13 protein-coding genes are annotated in these 18,504 nt (G+C 38.6%); 6 read left to right on the top strand and 7 right to left on the bottom strand.

The features are described 5' to 3' along the window. Nucleotides 1-33 precede the first annotated feature (33 nt). The 4 genes from gyrB to secDF all read left to right on the top strand — a co-directional run bounded on the left by gyrB (nt 34) and on the right by secDF (nt 7,266). Nucleotides 34-1,974: a DNA topoisomerase (ATP-hydrolyzing) subunit B gene (gyrB, locus tag Q1K34_RS02295; protein ID WP_300434058.1), complete on the top strand. Its 1,941-nt coding sequence runs from the start codon at nt 34-36 to the stop codon at nt 1,972-1,974. 119 nt (nt 1,975-2,093) lie between these two features. Beyond that, nucleotides 2,094-3,071, top strand: coding sequence for a DUF6588 family protein (locus Q1K34_RS02290; RefSeq protein WP_300434057.1), 978 nt, complete (start codon nt 2,094-2,096; stop codon nt 3,069-3,071). Between the two features lie 94 nt (nt 3,072-3,165). After that, nucleotides 3,166-4,092 (top strand): malate dehydrogenase, encoded by a 927-nt coding sequence (locus Q1K34_RS02285; RefSeq protein WP_300434056.1) that lies wholly within the window; start codon nt 3,166-3,168, stop codon nt 4,090-4,092. Nucleotides 4,093-4,260: 168 nt separating this feature from the next. Continuing rightward, the gene (secDF, locus tag Q1K34_RS02280; RefSeq protein ID WP_300434055.1) at nt 4,261-7,266 is read left to right on the top strand and encodes a protein translocase subunit SecDF; all 3,006 of its coding nucleotides are present in this window, start codon (nt 4,261-4,263) and stop codon (nt 7,264-7,266) included. Between the two features lie 326 nt (nt 7,267-7,592). Here secDF and Q1K34_RS02275 read toward each other — a convergent pair whose 3' ends face one another. Genes Q1K34_RS02275 through folE form a run of 5 tightly spaced genes read right to left on the bottom strand, consistent with a single transcriptional unit; the run spans nt 7,593 to nt 11,406 of the window. Then, on the bottom strand, nt 7,593-8,099 hold the full coding sequence (locus Q1K34_RS02275; RefSeq protein WP_300434054.1) for a DUF192 domain-containing protein: 507 nt from the start codon (nt 8,097-8,099) through the stop codon (nt 7,593-7,595). Beyond that, nucleotides 8,096-8,920 (bottom strand): prolipoprotein diacylglyceryl transferase, encoded by an 825-nt coding sequence (gene lgt / locus Q1K34_RS02270; protein WP_300434053.1) that lies wholly within the window; start codon nt 8,918-8,920, stop codon nt 8,096-8,098. Before lgt ends, Q1K34_RS02275 begins: the two co-directional genes overlap by 4 nt. A gap of 45 nt (nt 8,921-8,965) precedes the next feature. After that, entirely contained in the window at nt 8,966-9,214 is a 249-nt protein-coding gene (gene yidD / locus Q1K34_RS02265) for a membrane protein insertion efficiency factor YidD (RefSeq protein ID WP_300434052.1), read from the bottom strand. 7 nt (nt 9,215-9,221) lie between these two features. Further along, nucleotides 9,222-10,706, bottom strand: coding sequence for a cysteine--tRNA ligase (cysS, locus tag Q1K34_RS02260; protein WP_300434051.1), 1,485 nt, complete (start codon nt 10,704-10,706; stop codon nt 9,222-9,224). A gap of 22 nt (nt 10,707-10,728) precedes the next feature. Then, nucleotides 10,729-11,406 carry a GTP cyclohydrolase I FolE gene (gene folE, locus Q1K34_RS02255; RefSeq protein ID WP_300434050.1) on the bottom strand — a complete coding sequence of 226 codons (678 nt, stop codon included), beginning with the start codon at nt 11,404-11,406 and terminating at the stop codon, nt 10,729-10,731. A 147-nt stretch (nt 11,407-11,553) separates the two neighbouring features. On the opposite strand from folE, the gene Q1K34_RS02250 reads away from it, so the two are divergent. Further along, nucleotides 11,554-13,392 carry a T9SS type B sorting domain-containing protein gene (locus Q1K34_RS02250; RefSeq protein WP_300434049.1) on the top strand — a complete coding sequence of 613 codons (1,839 nt, stop codon included), beginning with the start codon at nt 11,554-11,556 and terminating at the stop codon, nt 13,390-13,392. A gap of 732 nt (nt 13,393-14,124) precedes the next feature. Here the strand turns inward: Q1K34_RS02250 and Q1K34_RS02245 are convergent. After that, nucleotides 14,125-15,630: an OmpP1/FadL family transporter gene (locus Q1K34_RS02245; RefSeq protein ID WP_300434048.1), complete on the bottom strand. Its 1,506-nt coding sequence runs from the start codon at nt 15,628-15,630 to the stop codon at nt 14,125-14,127. 70 nt (nt 15,631-15,700) lie between these two features. After that, complete coding sequence (locus tag Q1K34_RS02240; protein ID WP_300434047.1) at nt 15,701-16,789, bottom strand: hypothetical protein; 1,089 nt, start codon at nt 16,787-16,789, stop codon at nt 15,701-15,703. Between the two features lie 105 nt (nt 16,790-16,894). Here Q1K34_RS02240 and proS point away from each other — a divergent pair, with 105 nt between their 5' ends. Next, complete coding sequence (gene proS, locus Q1K34_RS02235; protein ID WP_300434046.1) at nt 16,895-18,373, top strand: proline--tRNA ligase; 1,479 nt, start codon at nt 16,895-16,897, stop codon at nt 18,371-18,373. The last annotated feature ends 131 nt before the right edge of the window (nt 18,374-18,504 follow it).

Raw genomic sequence — 18,504 nt, 5'->3', positions numbered from 1 at the left:
ATCCAAAAGAGACAAAATTAATTAGCATATTATATGAGCGAAGAAGCTAAGAAACATAATTATTCCGCCGACAGTATTCAGGCACTGGAGGGCATGGAGCATGTACGAATGAGGCCTTCCATGTATATAGGTGATACCGGGGTTAGGGGTCTGCATCATTTGGTGTATGAAGTTGTTGATAACTCTATAGATGAAGCCCTTGCCGGACACTGTGATAATATAAAAGTAACCATTAATGAAGATAATTCTATTACTACCGAGGATAATGGTAGGGGGATTCCTATAGATCTTCATAAAAAAGAAGGAGTTTCCGCACTTCAGGTCGTAATGACCAAAATTGGGGCTGGAGGTAAATTTGATAAAGATTCTTATAAAGTTTCAGGGGGTCTTCATGGTGTAGGTGTAAGTTGTGTAAACGCACTTTCAGAGCATTTAACCGCAACTGTATATCGCGATGGTCAGATCTGGCAGCAAGAATATGAGCTGGGGAAACCGCTCTATCCAGTAAAACCTACAGGTGAGACCAATTTAAGTGGTACTATAGTAACTTTTAAGCCTGATCCTTCTATTTTTCAGCAAACGTTGGAATATAATTATGATACGCTGGCCAGTCGTATGCGTGAGCTTGCTTATCTAAACAAAGGGATTAGAATTAGTTTAACTGATAAGAGAAATAAGGAAGATAATGGTGAATTTGTTCATGACGACTTCCATTCTGAAGAAGGACTAAAGGAGTTTATACGATTTTTAGACGGTAACCGTGAGCCTATCATTGGGGATGTGATCTCTATGGAAGGGGAAAAGAATGATATTCCTGTGGAGGTAGCTATGATCTACAACACTTCGTTCAACGAGAACCTTCATTCTTATGTGAATAATATCAATACCCATGAAGGTGGTACACATCTTTCTGGTTTCAGAAGGGGTTTAACCACAACCCTTAAAAAATATGCCGATGCTTCAGGTTTGCTTGATAAAGTGAAGTTTGAAATTACCGGGGATGACTTCCGCGAAGGCTTAACTGCCATTATTTCGGTAAAAGTTGCTGAACCTCAATTTGAAGGTCAGACCAAAACCAAACTTGGTAACCGTGAGGTGACTTCAGCGGTATCTCAGGCGGTTTCAGAAATGCTTGAGAACTATTTGGAAGAGAATCCGAATGATGCCAAAACCATCGTTCAAAAAGTGATACTTGCTGCGCAGGCTAGAAATGCCGCGAAAAAAGCCCGTGAAATGGTTCAGCGTAAAACTGCCATGAGTGTGGGTGGTTTACCTGGGAAATTATCTGACTGCTCTGAACAGGATCCGGAACAATGTGAAGTATTTCTTGTTGAGGGTGACTCGGCAGGAGGAACTGCCAAACAGGGTAGGGATCGTAAATTTCAGGCTATTTTACCATTAAGGGGTAAAATTCTGAACGTTGAAAAAGCGATGTCTCACCGGGTTTTTGATAATGAAGAGATCAAGAATATTTATACTGCCCTGGGTGTTACTATTGGTACCGAAGAAGATAGCAAGGCATTGAACCTTTCTAAACTTAGGTATCATAAGATAGTGATCATGTGTGATGCCGATGTAGATGGTAGCCATATTGAAACTTTAATCCTTACATTCTTCTTCCGTTATATGAAAGAATTGATCGAGAACGGACATATTTATATCGCTACGCCTCCTCTTTATCTTGTAAAGAAAGGGCAAAAGAAGCGTTATGCATGGAACGAGAAAGAGCGTGATGAAATTGCAGAGAGTTATAGCGGCGGAGTTCAAATCCAACGTTATAAGGGTCTTGGGGAAATGAATGCTGAACAGCTTTGGGATACAACAATGGATCCTGAATTTAGAATCCTAAGACAGGTGAACATCGATAATGGAGGAGAAGCTGACAGAATTTTCTCGATGTTGATGGGAGATGAGGTGCCACCAAGAAGGGAGTTCATAGAAAAGAATGCTAAGTATGCGAATATTGATGCGTAAGCAGTAATAGAATAAATTTATAAAGACCCACACCTTGCTAATAAGTGTGGGTTTTTTACGTTTTACTTAAAAGGAAACCTATATTTTTATATTTTTAAAAAACCTAAATCCAAATTGCCGTGAAAAATTTTCGAAAAATCTTTTTACTCCTTCTGCTAATTATCGGAGGAAAATCTTATGCACAATCAGTTCCTCAGGAAGGTCAGGATATAATTAATGATTTGCTCTTTATTGCCGACGGTTTTGCCAGTCCAGCTTCTGAAAGTGTTGCTTATCAAGGAACTGCCAGCTGGTTTACTTCTGCCAGGGCTCTCGAGCCATGGAAGGTTGATGTTTCTTTACATGCAAATGCCCTTTTTGTGCCCTCGAGTAAAAAAGAATTTACTGTAAATGACAATGATTTTGCGAATCTAACAATCAATGGTGGAGATCGCGGAGCTTTGATTCCAACTGCGTTTGGTAGTGATTCAGAGGTAATGTTCAATGGGAGCTTTATGGGTAATGATTTTAGCTTCCAGGCTATTGAAGGTATAGATAAAGGAGCTCTTTTCTATCCTTTTGCACAGGTATCCGTAGGATTACCTTACGGTTTCCAAGTGGGAGTAAGAGCCCTGCCAGAGCTAGATGTCGATGGTTCTAAGTTTAGCACCTATGGAGTAGGGCTTAAATATAATTTTAGTCAGTTTTTTAGGTTTAATAAAGAGGAAGATTTACAGTTGGCCGCAATTTTAGCTTATGATATCTTTGATGTAAAATATGAGTTCGAGCAAGTTAGTGTGCCCAATCTTGTGAACTTAAATCTTATTGATGTTAGTGCTGGAATTTGGATGGCAGAAATAATGGCTTCTAAAAGATATGAGAATTTTGAAATTTTTGGGGCACTTGGGGTTGCTCAATCAGATTTTGAATATGAATTTGGTGGTAATGGCTTAGGTCTTGGTTTGGTGAATTCAGAATTAGCTACTTTAAATGACAAAGAAGCTCAGTTTAAAGGGGATATAGGTTTTAACCTATATTTCGACAGGTTTAAAATTTCCACGATGGCAACGGCCGGTAAATTTGTGAATTTAAACCTCGGCTTACATTTCCTCTTGTAGGTCTTCTGTGATTTAACCATTCCTTATTATTATTACTGCTTCATTATTCGTAATTTCGCAGTCATTATTAATAGAAATTAAATAATATTTTAACATGAAAGTTACCATAGTAGGAGCAGGTGCCGTGGGTGCCAGCTGTGCCGAATATGTTGCCATCAAAAATTTTGCTTCAGAAGTTGTATTGCTTGATATTAAAGAAGGTTATGCTGAAGGTAAAGCAATGGACCTTATGCAAACAGCAACTCTAAATGGCTTCGATACGAAAATTACAGGAAGTACTAACGATTATTCTAAAACGGCAAATTCTGATATTGCTGTGATCACCAGCGGTATTCCACGTAAGCCGGGTATGACCAGGGAAGAATTGATAGGGATCAATGCCGGGATCGTGAAAGAAGTTTCAGCAAATCTTATTAAACATTCTCCAGATGTTACGCTTATTGTGGTGAGTAACCCAATGGATACGATGACATATCTTGTACATAAAACTACGGGACTTCCTAAAAATAAAATTATAGGAATGGGAGGTGCTTTAGACAGCGCTCGTTTTAAATATAGATTAAGTGAGGCATTGGAATGTCCTCCTTCAGATGTTGACGGAATGGTGATTGGCGGTCATAGTGATACCGGGATGGTACCGCTTACAAGACTTGCTACAAGAAACTCTGTTCCAGTAACTGCTTTTCTTTCTGAAGACAGATTGAATCAGGTTTCTGAAGATACCAAAGTAGGAGGAGCTACTCTTACCAAATTATTAGGAACGAGTGCATGGTATGCTCCGGGAGCGGCTGTGTCTGGCTTGGTTCAGGCCATTGCTTGTGATCAGAAGAAAATGTTCCCATGTTCAGCTCTACTGGATGGGGAATATGGGCTTTCTGATTTATGTATTGGAGTGCCAGCGATCCTTGGAAAAGACGGTTTGGAGAAAATTGTGGAAATACAATTAGATGATGCTGAAAAAGCAAAAATGAAGGAAAGTGCTGAAGGTGTGAAGAAAACCAACGGATTGCTTGACGTGTAATTTTTTAGCAAAAATCTATTTAGATACTTCTAAAAGCCACAGTTTTTGTGGCTTTTTTAGTAGATTTAAAAGTTAAAATTATCCAAAAAAAAATATTGGGATTTGAATTATGAAGTCCTATATTTGTCCGTTTTTAAAATAGACCTATAATCAATAATTTGAGGAATAATGCAGAATAAAGGACTGATTAAAGTTTTTGCAATTTTGTTTGGGCTGGTATGCCTTTACCAGCTGTCTTTTACATTTATAACAAATAATGTTGAGGCTGATGCTGAGGAGTTTGCCGTGCAGGAAGTTGATGAAACTGTAGAGAATTACTCAGAACTAAGGGACCAGGCAGAAGCCAGGTATTTAGATTCTATCGGTAATAAAGAAGTTATTGCAGGAATTACTTACAATAATGCCAAGGACAAAGAGCTTAACAAAGGTCTTGACCTAAAAGGAGGGATCAATGTGATTCTTCAAATTTCGGTTAGGGATATCTTAAGCGGACTGGCGAACGATTCCAGGGATCCTGCTTTTAGAAAAGCACTTGCTGAGGCTGATGAAGCTCAAACAGATAGTCAGGAAAATTACGTAGACCTTTTCTTTGAGGCTTTTAATAATATTCCAAATGCCAAGTTAGCTTCCCCGGATATTTTTGCCAACAAGACTTTAAGTGATGAGGTGAACTTCAATATGAGTAACGAAGAAGTAGAGCCAGTCATCAGGAGAAAGATTGATGAGTCTATTACTTCAGCTTTTGAAGTTTTAAGGAAACGTATCGATAAATTTGGGGTAACCCAGCCAAATATTCAGCGTCTTGGAAATTCAGGAAGAATACTTGTTGAATTACCGGGTGCTAAAGATATAAGCAGGGTTAAAAATTTACTTCAAAGTACTGCGCAGTTAGAGTTCTGGCATGTTTATAAAAATAATGAAATAGGTAACTTCCTTGTTCAGGCTAATAATAAGTTAGCTGAAATGAAGCGTTCCCAGGATACTACTTCGGAAGAAGAGACTGATACTACGGCTACTTCAGGAGATAGCGAAATTGATGAACTTTTAGCAGATGCTGAAGACAGTACCGATGTTGAAACCGGTAACAACCCACTTTTTGATCTTATAGTTTCTCCAGGATTCCAGGGAGGACCGGTATTGGCAACTTTTCAAGTTCAGGATACTGCCAAAGTGATGGATTATCTTCAAAATCCTCAAATAAGATCTTTGCTGCCTTCAGAAATGAGGTATGCAAAATTCGTTTGGGGAGTGCCAGATGAAGAAACACAAACAACCGGATTATATGCATTGAAAGGTAACCGTAACATGGAGCCACCATTGAGTGGTAGTGTGATTACTGATGCTCAGCAAACATACGATCAGTTAGGGCGTATTGCCGTAAGCATGCAAATGGATGGTACGGGAGCCAAGATTTGGGAAGATATGACGGGGAAGGCTTCTAATGAGCAGAGCCAGATCGCCATTGTTTTAGATGATATTGTGTATTCTGCACCGGGTGTTTCAACCGGAGCTATCTCTGGTGGAAGAAGTGAAATTTCAGGTGATTTTTCAATTACTGAAGGGCAGGATTTAGCAAATGTTTTAAGAGCAGGTAAACTTCCTGCTTCAGCAGATATTATCCAAAGTGAAGTTGTTGGTCCGTCTCTGGGTCAGGAAGCTATAGATAGCGGTGTTATGTCATTTGTGATTGCTTTGATCCTTGTGCTTATCTGGATGATCCTTTATTATGGTAAGGCGGGAATTTTTGCAGATATCGCGCTTGCAGTAAACATCCTGTTTATTTTTGGTATTCTTGCGGGTCTTGGAGCGGTACTTACATTGCCTGGTATTGCCGGTATAGTATTAACCATCGGTATGTCTGTAGATGCGAATGTGCTTATTTTTGAAAGGATCAAAGAAGAACTTGCTAAAGGTAAGGTGCAGAAAGATGCTATTAAAGATGGTTTTAACAATGCATTGTCTTCGATCCTTGATGCGAATATTACAACAGGTCTAACAGGTTTGATTCTTTTCCTTCTTGGAACAGGGCCTATTAAAGGTTTTGCAACTACTTTATTAATTGGTATCGCTACCTCTTTATTTACTGCAGTTTTTATTACCAGGTTATTTATTGATGGATATGGAACCAAAGGAAAATCTTTAGATTTTACTACTTCCCTTACCAAAAACTTGTTTACGAATTTGAATATCGACTTTCTTAAGAAAAGAAAAGTTGCATATATCGTTTCAGGGTTATTTATAGTAATTAGTATTGGATCCCTAATGGTTCAGGGGCTTAATGAGGGTGTTGATTTTGTTGGAGGTAGAACCTATACAGTGAGGTTTGCTGAAGATGTGAATCCTACAGAAGTTCAAAATGACCTTGTGGCTACATTTGGAAGTGCGGAAGCAAAAACTTTTGGGCCAGACAACCAGTTGAAAATTACTACCAAATATAAGGTAAATGAAGAAGGAGCTGAGGTTGATGAAGAAATTCAAAGATCGCTTTACGAATCCCTTGGATCTTATCTACCAGCAGAGATCACTTATGAAGAATTTATAGATGGGGCAGATGATAAGCAGGTTGGGGTAATGCAATCTATGAAAGTAGGTGCTACCATTGCAGATGATATTAAAAATGCCTCTTTCTGGGCAGTTTTAGGATCCTTGATCGTAGTTTTCCTTTATATCTTACTACGTTTCCGTAAATGGCAATTTAGTTTGGGAGCGGTAGCTGCAGTATTCCATGATGTCCTTGTGGTTTTAGGTATCTTCTCGTTACTTTATAAAGTAATGCCATTTAATATGGAGATAGACCAGGCATTTATTGCCGCAATCCTTACCGTAATTGGTTATTCCCTGAACGATACGGTGGTTGTATTTGACCGTATTAGGGAATTTGTGAATGAACATGCCTCCTGGCCACTTGATAAGACAGTAAACGCTGCCTTAAGCAGTACATTGAGCAGAACATTAAACACCTCGCTTACTACTTTGGTAGTACTACTTGCGATCTTTATTTTTGGAGGGGAAAGTATCAGAGGATTTATGTTTGCTCTTATTGTGGGTGTGATCGTGGGAACCTATTCCTCATTATTCATTGCAACTCCTGTAATGTTTGATAGCGTAAAGAAAAAGTCTTCTCTTCAGAAGAAAGAAAAGCCGAAAACTGAAGAGGCTGCTACTACTGCATAATCTCAATAGAAAATAATTATATACAAAAGGCTTCCCATAACGGGGAGCCTTTTTTTTGTTATAAATTTTTATACTGGTTCGATTTGAAATTTAAAATTGCTCTTGTCATGCTGAGCGTAGTCCAAGCATAGTTAAAAGCATTTAGACTGCGCTTGGTGAGATTGTTTTCTGCAGAAGTGATATGGAATGGCAGACAATCAGAGCAGGGAATTGGCTACTGATAATCTTTCACTAATAGAATGATCTATAGTGCATGTGCACCTAATTATAAGCTTCCGATGAAGTAGCCTGTTGTAGGTTTGCAGAAGGTGAAATGTGGGATTTTATTATTGATCTGTCCTGGTAAAACTGAACGTATCTTCTTTCTCCAATCCCCATTCGTCAGATAATCCTGCATTGATTTCAAGAATATATTGTGCCGGGCCTTCAGAAGCTAAAGAGGTTTCATCTCTCGGAGTTGCATTCTTCTGAATACTAACAAGACTACTATCTGCCGCATAATAAATAATATCCAGCGGGATATACGTGTTCTTCATATAGAAGCTTCGCACTCTTTCAGATTCATAGATAAATAACATACCCTGATCGTCTTCCATACTTTCACGATACATTAAACCGGTTTGATGCTCATAATCGCTTTCTGCAAGTTCGATATCCAGCTTTTTAATCGTGTCGCCAGATTCAGCCTTGATTAAATAAAGTTCCCCTTCTTTTGTGAAAGTAATGGGATCTGTCTCTATACTTTCCTCTTTTGAATCTTTGTCATTACAGGAAGTAAAAGATATGCTTAGAAAAAGCGATAGTGCAGCCAGGTTTAAAATTCTCCTTTTCATACCGCTGTTTTTTGTGTCTTAGGGCGGTACATAAAATAGAGTCCGGCAATTACAAAAGGGATACTAAGCCACTGCCCGGTATTCAATAACCAGTTGGCGCGTTCGCCTACCTGTGGTTCTTTGATAAATTCTATAAAGAATCTAACTGTCCATAATAAAACAAGGAATAAACCAAAAATATAGCCGGTTTTAAAGCGTTTCTCTGTTTTCCAGTATAGAAACCATAAGATGAGGAAAATCGCCAGATAACAAGCAGATTCGTATAACTGGGCCGGATGCCTTGCAAAATCTTCTCCCAGTTTTTCAAAGACCACTCCGTAATCTGAATTGGTTGGCTTTCCTATAATTTCTGAATTGATAAAATTCCCGATCCTTACGAAAATTGCCCCACTGGCAACAGGGATTACAATTCTGTCCAAAATCCAAAGAACCGGTTTCTGAATGACTCTTTTGGCGTAGAGGTACATAGCTACAATAATTCCTATAGCCGCACCATGGCTTGCTAAGCCTCTGAAACCGGTGAATTCAAATTCAGGTTCAAATCTCACAGGTAGAAATATTTCCAGTAAATGATTCTGGAAGTATTCCCAGTCGTAAAAGATAACATGTCCTAATCTTGCTCCAATTAAAGTAGCAAGAACCGTATATATAAATAAGGAATCTAATTTTTCTATAGCAATTCCCTCCCGTATATAGATGCTTTTCATGATATACCAGCCTAGGGTAAAGGCGATAATAAACATTACACTATAATAGTGAAGGGTAAGAATTCCCAGATCCAGTCCTTCTGACGGATTCCAGTGAATGGCATTAATTAGCATAGAATTATATTTGATAAGCCGTAAATATACATATTTGCGATTTCTTTAGCTTGTTTTGTCGCTTGATTTTGCCGGAACCGGGTCATATCCGCAACCGCCCCAGGGATTGCATTTTGCTATTCTTTTTATACCCAGCCAGAAACCTTTAAACCCTCCATGGATTTCAATTGCCTTTAGCATATAAGTAGAACATGATGGTTCATATCTGCACGTTGCAGGGGTGAGTGGGGAAATAAATTTCTTGTAGAACTGAACTAAAGCGGTCAATATGTGCCCTAAAGATCGGTTTAGCATGAAAAGATTATTTAATCGAAAAAGAAGTGCCTTCTTTACCGTCTTTTAATTGAATTCCTAATTCCAGTAACTGATCCCTTATCTGATCACTTAAAGCGAAATTCTTATTAGTTCTGGCTTCTGCCCTTAAATTGATTAAAAGCTCAATAGTTCCAGAAAGTTTATCGGTGTCATTTTCATTTTCTGAAGAAGCATCAACCAGACCCAGGATATCAAACATAAAAGCGCTCAGTGCAGTTTTAAATACTCCTCTGTCTTCCTGAGTGATATGGGTAGAACCATCTTTAACCCCATTAATTAGCTTTACGGCATCAAATAGTTTGGCGATGAGAATAGGGCTGTTAAAGTCGTCGTTCATGGCATCATAACAGGATTGCTTCCAGTTGGCAAGATCAAAATCCGTCTTATCTGAAGTTGGTAAATCATCAATAGAACGATAGGCTTCCATAAGTCGGTTGAAACCTTTTTCGCTTCCTAAAAGTGCTTCACTTGAAAAATCAAGAATACTTCTGTAATGTGCCTGAAGTATAAAAAACCGAACCACATTAGGTGAAAAGGCTTTGGTAAGCACATCATTATTTCCGGAAAAAATTTGCTCCGGAAGAATAAAATTCCCGGTACTTTTCGCCATTTTCTTGCCATTAAGGGTCAGCATATTGGCATGGAGCCAGTAATTTACCGGTGATTTTCCGGTCGCGGCCTCCCCCTGGGCAATTTCACATTCATGATGTGGGAATTTAAGGTCCATTCCACCACCATGAATATCAAATTCTTCCCCGAGATATTTGGTGCTCATTACAGTACATTCCAAATGCCAGCCAGGGAAGCCATCACTCCATGGCGATGGCCACCTCATGATATGTTGCGGTTCTGCTTTTTTCCATAAAGCAAAATCCTGCGGATTTCTTTTATCACTCTGCGCAGCAAGCTCCCGCGTATTAGCGATCATATCTTCAATCGCCCTTCCGCTCAACCTTCCATAGGAATGTTCTTTGTTGAATTTAATTACGTCAAAATAAACCGATCCATTGGCCTCATAGGCGAACCCATTCTTAAGAATGGTTTTAATAATTTCAATCTGTTCTACAATATGTCCTGTCGCAGTTGGTTCTATGCTGGGCGGGAAATTGTTGAATTTATTCAGAATATTATGAAAATCAACGGTATATTTCTGAACCACTTCCATCGGTTCAATTTGTTCAAGTCGTGCCTTCTTGGATATTCTATCTTCACCGCTGTCGGCGTCATTTTCAAGGTGGCCGGCATCAGTAATGTTTCTTACATAGCGTACTTTGTACCCAAGATGTTTTAGATATCTAAAAATAAGGTCAAAAGATATAAATGTACGGCAGTTGCCCAGATGTACATTACTGTATACCGTAGGCCCACAAACATACATGCCTACATTTCCTTCATTTATGGGGGTGAAAATTTCCTTTTCACCACTCATCGAATTGTAAAGTTTCAGGCTTTGTTCCTGGTAAAGCGCCATGTAATTAAAATGTTTTGAATTATTAGAACGATGTGTCTAATTTAATATAATCCAGAAATTCTCTTCGAACTTCTTTCTTTTTAAATGCACCTCCAAATTCGCTGGTAACCGTGCTGCTTTCTATGTCACGAATTCCACGGCTATTCACACAAAGGTGTTTGGCATCTACCACGCAGGCAACATCTGGTGTGCCCAGAACATTCTGAAGTTCATGAACTATTTGCATAGTCATGCGCTCCTGCACCTGAGGTCTTTTCGCAAAATAATCAACAATCCTGTTCATTTTGGATAAACCTACCACAGTACCGTTAGAAATATAAGCCACATGGGCTTTTCCTACAATAGGAAGAAGGTGGTGCTCGCAGGTAGAATAAACAGTGATGTTTTTTTCTACCAGCATTTCGCCATATTTATATTTATTTTCGAAAGTGGAAGCTTTCGGTTTTCTCTTAGGGTGAAGTCCGGAAAAAATCTCATTTACGAACATTTTCGCCACTCTTTGGGGCGTGCCTTTGAGACTATCGTCTTCAAGGTCCAGGCCTAGGGTGTCAAGAATATTTTTTACATCTTTCTTTATAAGATTAATCTTTTCTTCGTCACTTAATTCAAAGGCGTCCTCTCTTAAAGGCGTGTTTGCGCTACTCGCTACATGGGCATCGCCCATTTCTTCAATTTCATTCAATATTTTATCTACTTTCATGCTTTTTGCAATAATAGTCGGTAAAAACCGTATTGGCTTGCAAAGATACATATTTATAAGGTTTTAGCCGTATTCAAAATTAGATAAGACTTAGCGAGTCATTTAGTCATTATTTCATATTTTGCAAGGGTTAAGATGCGGTTGAAGATGAAAATCATTTTAAAATCCTTGTTACCTGTTTTATTAGGGCTTTTTTTGATGAACTCAATAAACGCTCAGGGAACGAGGTGCGCAGATATTGAACCATTTTGTGCTGGTGAAGAACGTCTTACCTTTCCGAATTCGAATTTTCAAAATAGTAACCAGGTGAGCGGTGAGTTAGGGCCAGATTATGGATGTCTTGACGAACAGCCATACCCGGCCTGGTTTTTTCTACAAGTGGAAGATTCAGGAGATCTTCGATTTCGTATTTCTCAGTATGAAAATGAGAATAATTCCGGCACCGCTTTAGATGTGGATTTTGTAGTATGGGGACCTTTTGATCGTGGTGATGATTATTGTTCCAACACTTCTCTGAATGCCGGTAATATTGTGGACTGCAGTTATCTGCCAGATGCCATAGAGTTTATGTCTATACCAAATGCGCAGGCCAATGATATTTATGTAGTGGTAATCACCAATTTTGAACAGGTGCCTGGTTTTATAAGCCTGGAACAAACGAATAGCGGTCAGGGCTCAACAGACTGCTCCATATTAGACCTGGCTTTAGGTGATTTTATTTCAGTATGTGATGAAGATGAATATGTGCTGGACGGAACTACAGATGAGGCTGCAACTTACCAATGGTTTGTATTTAATGAGAACACTGCCCAATATGAGCTGATCCCTAATGAAACGGGACCTACTTATACAGTTACAGAATCTGGGGATTATAGGTTGGTGGTTACAGATGAGGTTGAGGGTAAAACCGAACAGGATGATGTTACCGTGACCTTTTATGATGAACCTTTAATAGGTGAAGTTAGTCGGCTTGCGGCCTGTACAGAGGATACTTCCATAGATTTGACCAATACTTCTCCAGATTTAATAGCTCCCAATGCCAATGCTTCCAATTATGAGGTTTTATATTATGAATCCACAGAAGATATTGAAAATTCACAACCCATAGCTTCCCCACAGTCCTTTCTCTTTGAAGAAGGAAAAATTATATATGCTCAGGTTAGAGATAACACAAGCGAATGTCTTTCCCAGATCACCTCTTTTGAACTGACCTCTTTTGATTTTCCTGAATATCAACTTCCTGAAAATCTCATTTTCTGTGTAGCTCCTTCAGGTAATGTAATAAAAACAGTAAACTTAGGGACAGATCTGGGTGAAGGATATGTATATGAATGGTATGATGGAAATAATCTACTAACTACCTCAGCGATTCTTACTTTAGATTCTTTTCCCGTCTCCTCCGAGATCAGGTTGGAAATTTCCCATCCTGAATCTGGTTGTCAACTGATGTTTACTACAAATCCTGTAAAAGTTTCCCGTCCGCAATTAGTATCTGTATCTATATCAGGTTCAGATTTTGGAGATGGTTATGTGGTTACGGCTACTCCTGAAAATATTATTGGAGAATCGTTTGCAGCATTTGAATACCGTCTGGATAATGGTAACTGGCAGGAAAGTAATATATTTTCAGACGTTCCTCCTGGTAGTCATATAGTGACCGTGCGGGAGATAAACGGTTGCGGGGAAACTACCAGTGAAAGTTTTTTTCTGGTCGGTTATCCACGTTTTTTTACACCGAATTCAGATGGATTTAATGATTCCTGGAGGCTTATCACAGATGATAATATTAGTATTAAAACCTTATATATTTTTGACCGCTATGGCAAACTGATAAAGCAATTGAATCCTAATCAGCAAATTGGTTGGGATGGAACCTATAATGGTAAACCTCTACCTGCCGATGATTACTGGTTTAAAGTAGAATTTATAGATGAAAATACCGGTGGCCATAGGGAATATATGGCTAACTTTACTTTGATAAGATAAAAAAGAGGTTATCTAAAAAGTCGAGAAAACGTCATCCTGAGACCCATGTTAAAAAATTACCTAACGTAGGAAATTGAGATATTTCATTAAGATACCTGTTCATTTTTTCCATTGATGAAAAAAAGAACCAAAAAAATCTAGGCTTACGAAACTCTGTCTAAATTTATCGTTCAGCATCTAAATTTTAGGAACTCGCCATTGAGATTGTTTTTATAGAAAATATGTATAGCTCAAACAGCCTAAAATCTTACGGTGCTTACACTTCAAAATTTTACGATAAATTTTCAATAGGCCGGGGAAAATGGAGGCTCTTAAAGTTAAGTATCTAACTTTATAATTAGGTGTTTCAGAAATATGTCGATGGTAATTTATTTCAGAATCTTAACTAATTGAAAATCAAAATCCGTTAGAAGCTGAATCAATTCCGAAAGCTTTCGGGACAGCTTGACGAAATAAGGGCTTTTTAGACAGTTCCTTTATTTTTTTTCAGTGTTGTCCGGTAAAAAATTTAAAGAATGAACCTGAACCCAGTATTTACAGCAGTGTATAGCTTTTTACTATTGTCCATATCCTGCTTTTGCAAATTTTTGAATGGGGGAATCCTTTACAAAATATAATTTCGAAAGTGCCCTGTCTATCAATTAGTTAAGCTCAAGTCTAATTTCTTATATCTAAAAGCGAAGCGGTCTAGTTTCTTTACCCGGACATGAGTGATTTTTTTTAATATTTATTCTATAATCCAAAAGTTAGTGACAAAACCACCTTTGAAAGATCTCTGTCTATATTTATGGGATCGGTTAAACCTACATTATAGATAGGTGTGGCCTGCTCATAACTGGCATTGCTGTATGCAAGGTCCAGATTAATACTTCCAAAAGAATAACCAACTCCTCCGCTATAACCTGTTAGATCACCTACACGATTTTCATTTGTGAAAGGACTTTCTTCAAATTTATATCCCGCTCTTAAGCTGAAATTTTCGATTCTATATTCCCCACCAACCTTATAGGTAGAAGCAGCTTTCATGCTATCTGAAATACTGCTATTAAGATCCTGAAATTCTATATCATTTTCCGGTTTAAATTTAATGTTGGAGTAATCCTTTCTGCCATAATCAAAGCTTAATAAACCTGTTTTTCCGAATAAATAAGCAGCACTGGCAGATATTTTAGAAGGTAATTGAAGACGATATTCAGGATAAATATTAATTATTTGTGGAGATACACTTACAAATTCATCCATGGGAGTGTTAGATTCTAAATATTGGGTGGTTTCCTCCCGTATACTAAACCAGCTTGGGGAATCGTAAGTAAGACCCAGCCTAATATTATCATTCACTTTTGCAATTCCACCCAATTGAAAAGAGAAACCATCGCCATTGGTACTCAAAGAATTTCCAAAATAGACTTCAGTAGTTAAGCTTTCAGGGTTATTATTGAATTCACTTAATTCGGAAGAGTTCTCGTAATTTATAAAGTGAGAGTTTAGATTTAATCCCAGATACAGAAAATCTTTGAATTGAGTCCCCACGTTGAAAGTTAACTTTCCGTTTAATCCTGTGGAGGCATAAGCGTAGCGCTGGTCAAAATTGCCTTCATCAACCAGGGAAAAATATTCGGTATTATCAGGATTGTCGGCTTGTGCTTCAATTACAAAGCCCTGGTACCCCAAGAATGCCTGTTGTACACCAAAACCATAATTTTCACCAAGGAAGGAATATAGGTCAGAAATATTTTCTGATCCCTGTAATTGGAGTAGATCCAATGGCACTCCATTGGCATAATTCAGAAAGTACTGATCTATGGAATTGGTTGAATTTCCGCGAACCACATAATTTTCCTGGAAATTTTTTTCTGTAGAATAATTTAGCCCAAGTGATATTTTTTTCCAGTTGCTATCACTACTGGTGGTAAATACAAAAACACCTCCAATATTGTTTAGATCTACCTCACTGTTATCGCTATTGCTACGACCATTATTGTATAAGTATGAGTTTTCCAGATTTTTATAAGATAAACTCGCCGTAGCGCTGCTGGATAAAAAGACCGCTGAAGAAGCAGGATTTATTCTTATTGCAGAAATATCACCTCCCAGGGCGCCAAATGCACCGCTCATTCCTACAAATCTTGCGGTTCCTGAAAGTTCAGAGGAAGAATATCTATATGCATCCTGTATAGTTTGAGCTTTTAGAGTTGAAATGAAAACTATAAAAGCTATGAGGGCTAAATTCCTTTTCATAGTATTTTAATTTTTATAAAAAAACCTTACAGATTTTACCTGTAAGGTTAATTCGTACTTAGTCTATTTATTATCGACCTCCGCCGCGGCCACCTCTGGAAGATCCTCCGGAGCTTCTTGAAGTTGAACCTGAACTTCTGCTGGAGCTACTTGAGCTTCTTACAGAACCAGATCTGGATGTACCAGAACTTCTTCTGGAAGGGGAAGAGCGATAGGTGCTATTGCTGCTTCTTGAAGAACGTTGATAAACAGGCGAGCTACTTCTATTTCTATCATAATCATAACTTCTTGTAGGCTCAGATCTTCTACTGGTTCTTGTATATACTCTAGCGTCAGAATTTCCTGTATTGCTTCGAACCCTGGAAGTTCCATATTCTGAAGATCTGGAATTTCTTATTTCCCTGATCCTTTCAGAATAAGAACTTCTTCTGCTTGGACCTTCTGAATAAGAGGTCCTGGCGTTTCTCCTGCCATTATTATATGCCACCCTATTGTTATAATGATTATTATAATAGTTGTGATTGTAGAAATATGGGTTGTAAGGATTGTAAAATCCACCATATCCGAAACCGTAACCGAAGCCAAGACCATATCCAAATCCTATATTCCATCCGGGTCTGCCATAAGCAAATGGTCCAAATCCACCCCAGTTTCCAGGCCAGAATGGATCCCAAAATGGATCATAAAAGCCTCCGTAAGGATAGCCGTAGCCATAACCAAATCTCCAGGGTCTGTAAAGGCCACCATAGAGTCCGCCAAATCCATTATTATATATATTCACTGTGTAGGTATCGGGATCTTCGCCCCATGGTGCATTTCCTCCAACATAAGCTACATCTCCACCAACTTCAGAATAATTCTCGTAACCATCATTAGAGCTATAACTGTCTACATCTGTAAAAACATCGCTTTCCAGCACTTCACCAACCATTTCAGATTGCTGTGCGAAAAGGTTTTTATAATAATTATTTTCATTATTAGGTTTAACCTCTGTAGTCCTCTGTTCTGGCTGCTCCCAGATACCAGGCCTGGATTCTCCATAAATGCCATCTGCTTCGTATCCGGAATATTGGTAGGAACCACAGGAAACCAGCGCCAATGCAGCTAGCGGCGCAAGCAATAGGCGTATTTTATTTTTTAATGTATAATAAAGTTCCATTGGTAATTCTTTTTATTGTTGGGCATCTTAAAAATAGTTAGTTTTGCCCGAACGGTTAGTAATATACACCTAAAATTACACAAGTTTTATGCCAAATAAAAGGAGATGGGAAAGAATCTAACGAAGAGAACAGAGGATTATTCAAAATGGTATAATGAATTGGTTGTGAAAGCCGATTTAGCCGAAAATTCTGCAGTTCGCGGTTGTATGGTAATTAAACCTTACGGTTACGCAATATGGGAAAAAATGCAGGCGGAGCTGGATAGAATGTTCAAGGAAACTGGGCATCAAAACGCTTATTTTCCTCTTTTCGTTCCTAAAAGTCTTTTTGAAGCGGAAGAAAAGAATGCAGAGGGCTTTGCTAAGGAATGTGCTGTAGTAACACATTATCGACTAAAGAACGATCCCGATAACGCTGGAAAGTTGATGGTTGATCCTGAAGCAAAATTGGAAGAAGAATTGGTGGTTAGACCAACTTCAGAAGCTATTATTTGGAGCACTTATAAAAACTGGATTCAGTCGTATAGGGATTTGCCTATAAAAGTAAACCAGTGGGCAAATGTGGTTCGATGGGAAATGAGGACGAGACTGTTTTTAAGAACGGCAGAATTCCTATGGCAGGAAGGGCATACAGCTCATGCTACAAAAGAAGAAGCACTTCAGGAAACTGAATTGATGAATAATATTTACGCTGAATTTGCCGAGAGTTTTATGGCTATGCCGGTGATTAAGGGAAGCAAAACCGAAAACGAACGTTTCGCAGGTGCTCTTGAAACCTATTGTATAGAAGCTTTGATGCAGGACGGAAAAGCGCTACAGGCAGGAACCTCACATTTTTTGGGACAAAACTTTGCCAAAGCCTTTGATGTAAAATATGCTACAAAAGAAGGAGGTTTGGAACATGTTTGGGCTACTTCCTGGGGAGTTTCTACCCGGCTGATGGGGGCGCTCATCATGACACATAGCGATGATAACGGCCTCGTGCTCCCTCCAAATCTGGCTCCTATCCAGGTGGTGATTGTACCTATATATAGGAGTGAAGAGCAGTTAGAACAAATATCTATAGTGGCCAATGAGTTGGTTAAAGAGCTTAGGGCTGTGGGGGTTTCGGTGAAATTTGATGATAATGACAATCAAAAACCCGGATGGAAATTTGCTCAATATGAATTACAGGGAGTCCCTTTGAGATTGGCGATTGGGCCTAAAGATCTTGAAAAAGGAACGGTTGAGCTTGCCAGAAGAGATACCCTTACCAAAGAATTTGTGAATAGGAGTGAAGTTGTAGCAAAAATTGAGGCGCTTATGACTGAAATCCAGCAGAGTCTTTTTAATAAGGCAAAAGATTATAGGGACGAGCATATTACAGAGGTAGATACCTTTGACGAATTCAAAAAAGTATTGAAGGAGAAAGGAGGCTTTATTTCGGCACACTGGGATGGAACACCTGAAACTGAAAATAAAATTAAAGATCTAACAAAAGCCACTATTAGATGTGTTCCTTTTAATAGGGAAGATGAGGCTGGAGAATGTGTGCTTACTGGTAATCCTTCTGTTGGAAGAGTGTTATTTGCCAAGGCCTATTAAAAAAATTAAAAATTTTTGTGGAACATTTGCGGCATTGAAAAATAGTTGTATTTTTGCATCCGCATTTGAAACAAAAATGGTCCGTTCGTCTAGGGGTTAGGACGCCAGGTTTTCATCCTGGTAACAGGGGT

It is taken from the genome of Christiangramia sp. (assembly GCF_029937855.1).
Taxonomy (GTDB): domain Bacteria; phylum Bacteroidota; class Bacteroidia; order Flavobacteriales; family Flavobacteriaceae; genus Christiangramia.
This window is presented reverse-complemented; position numbering and strand designations above follow the sequence as displayed.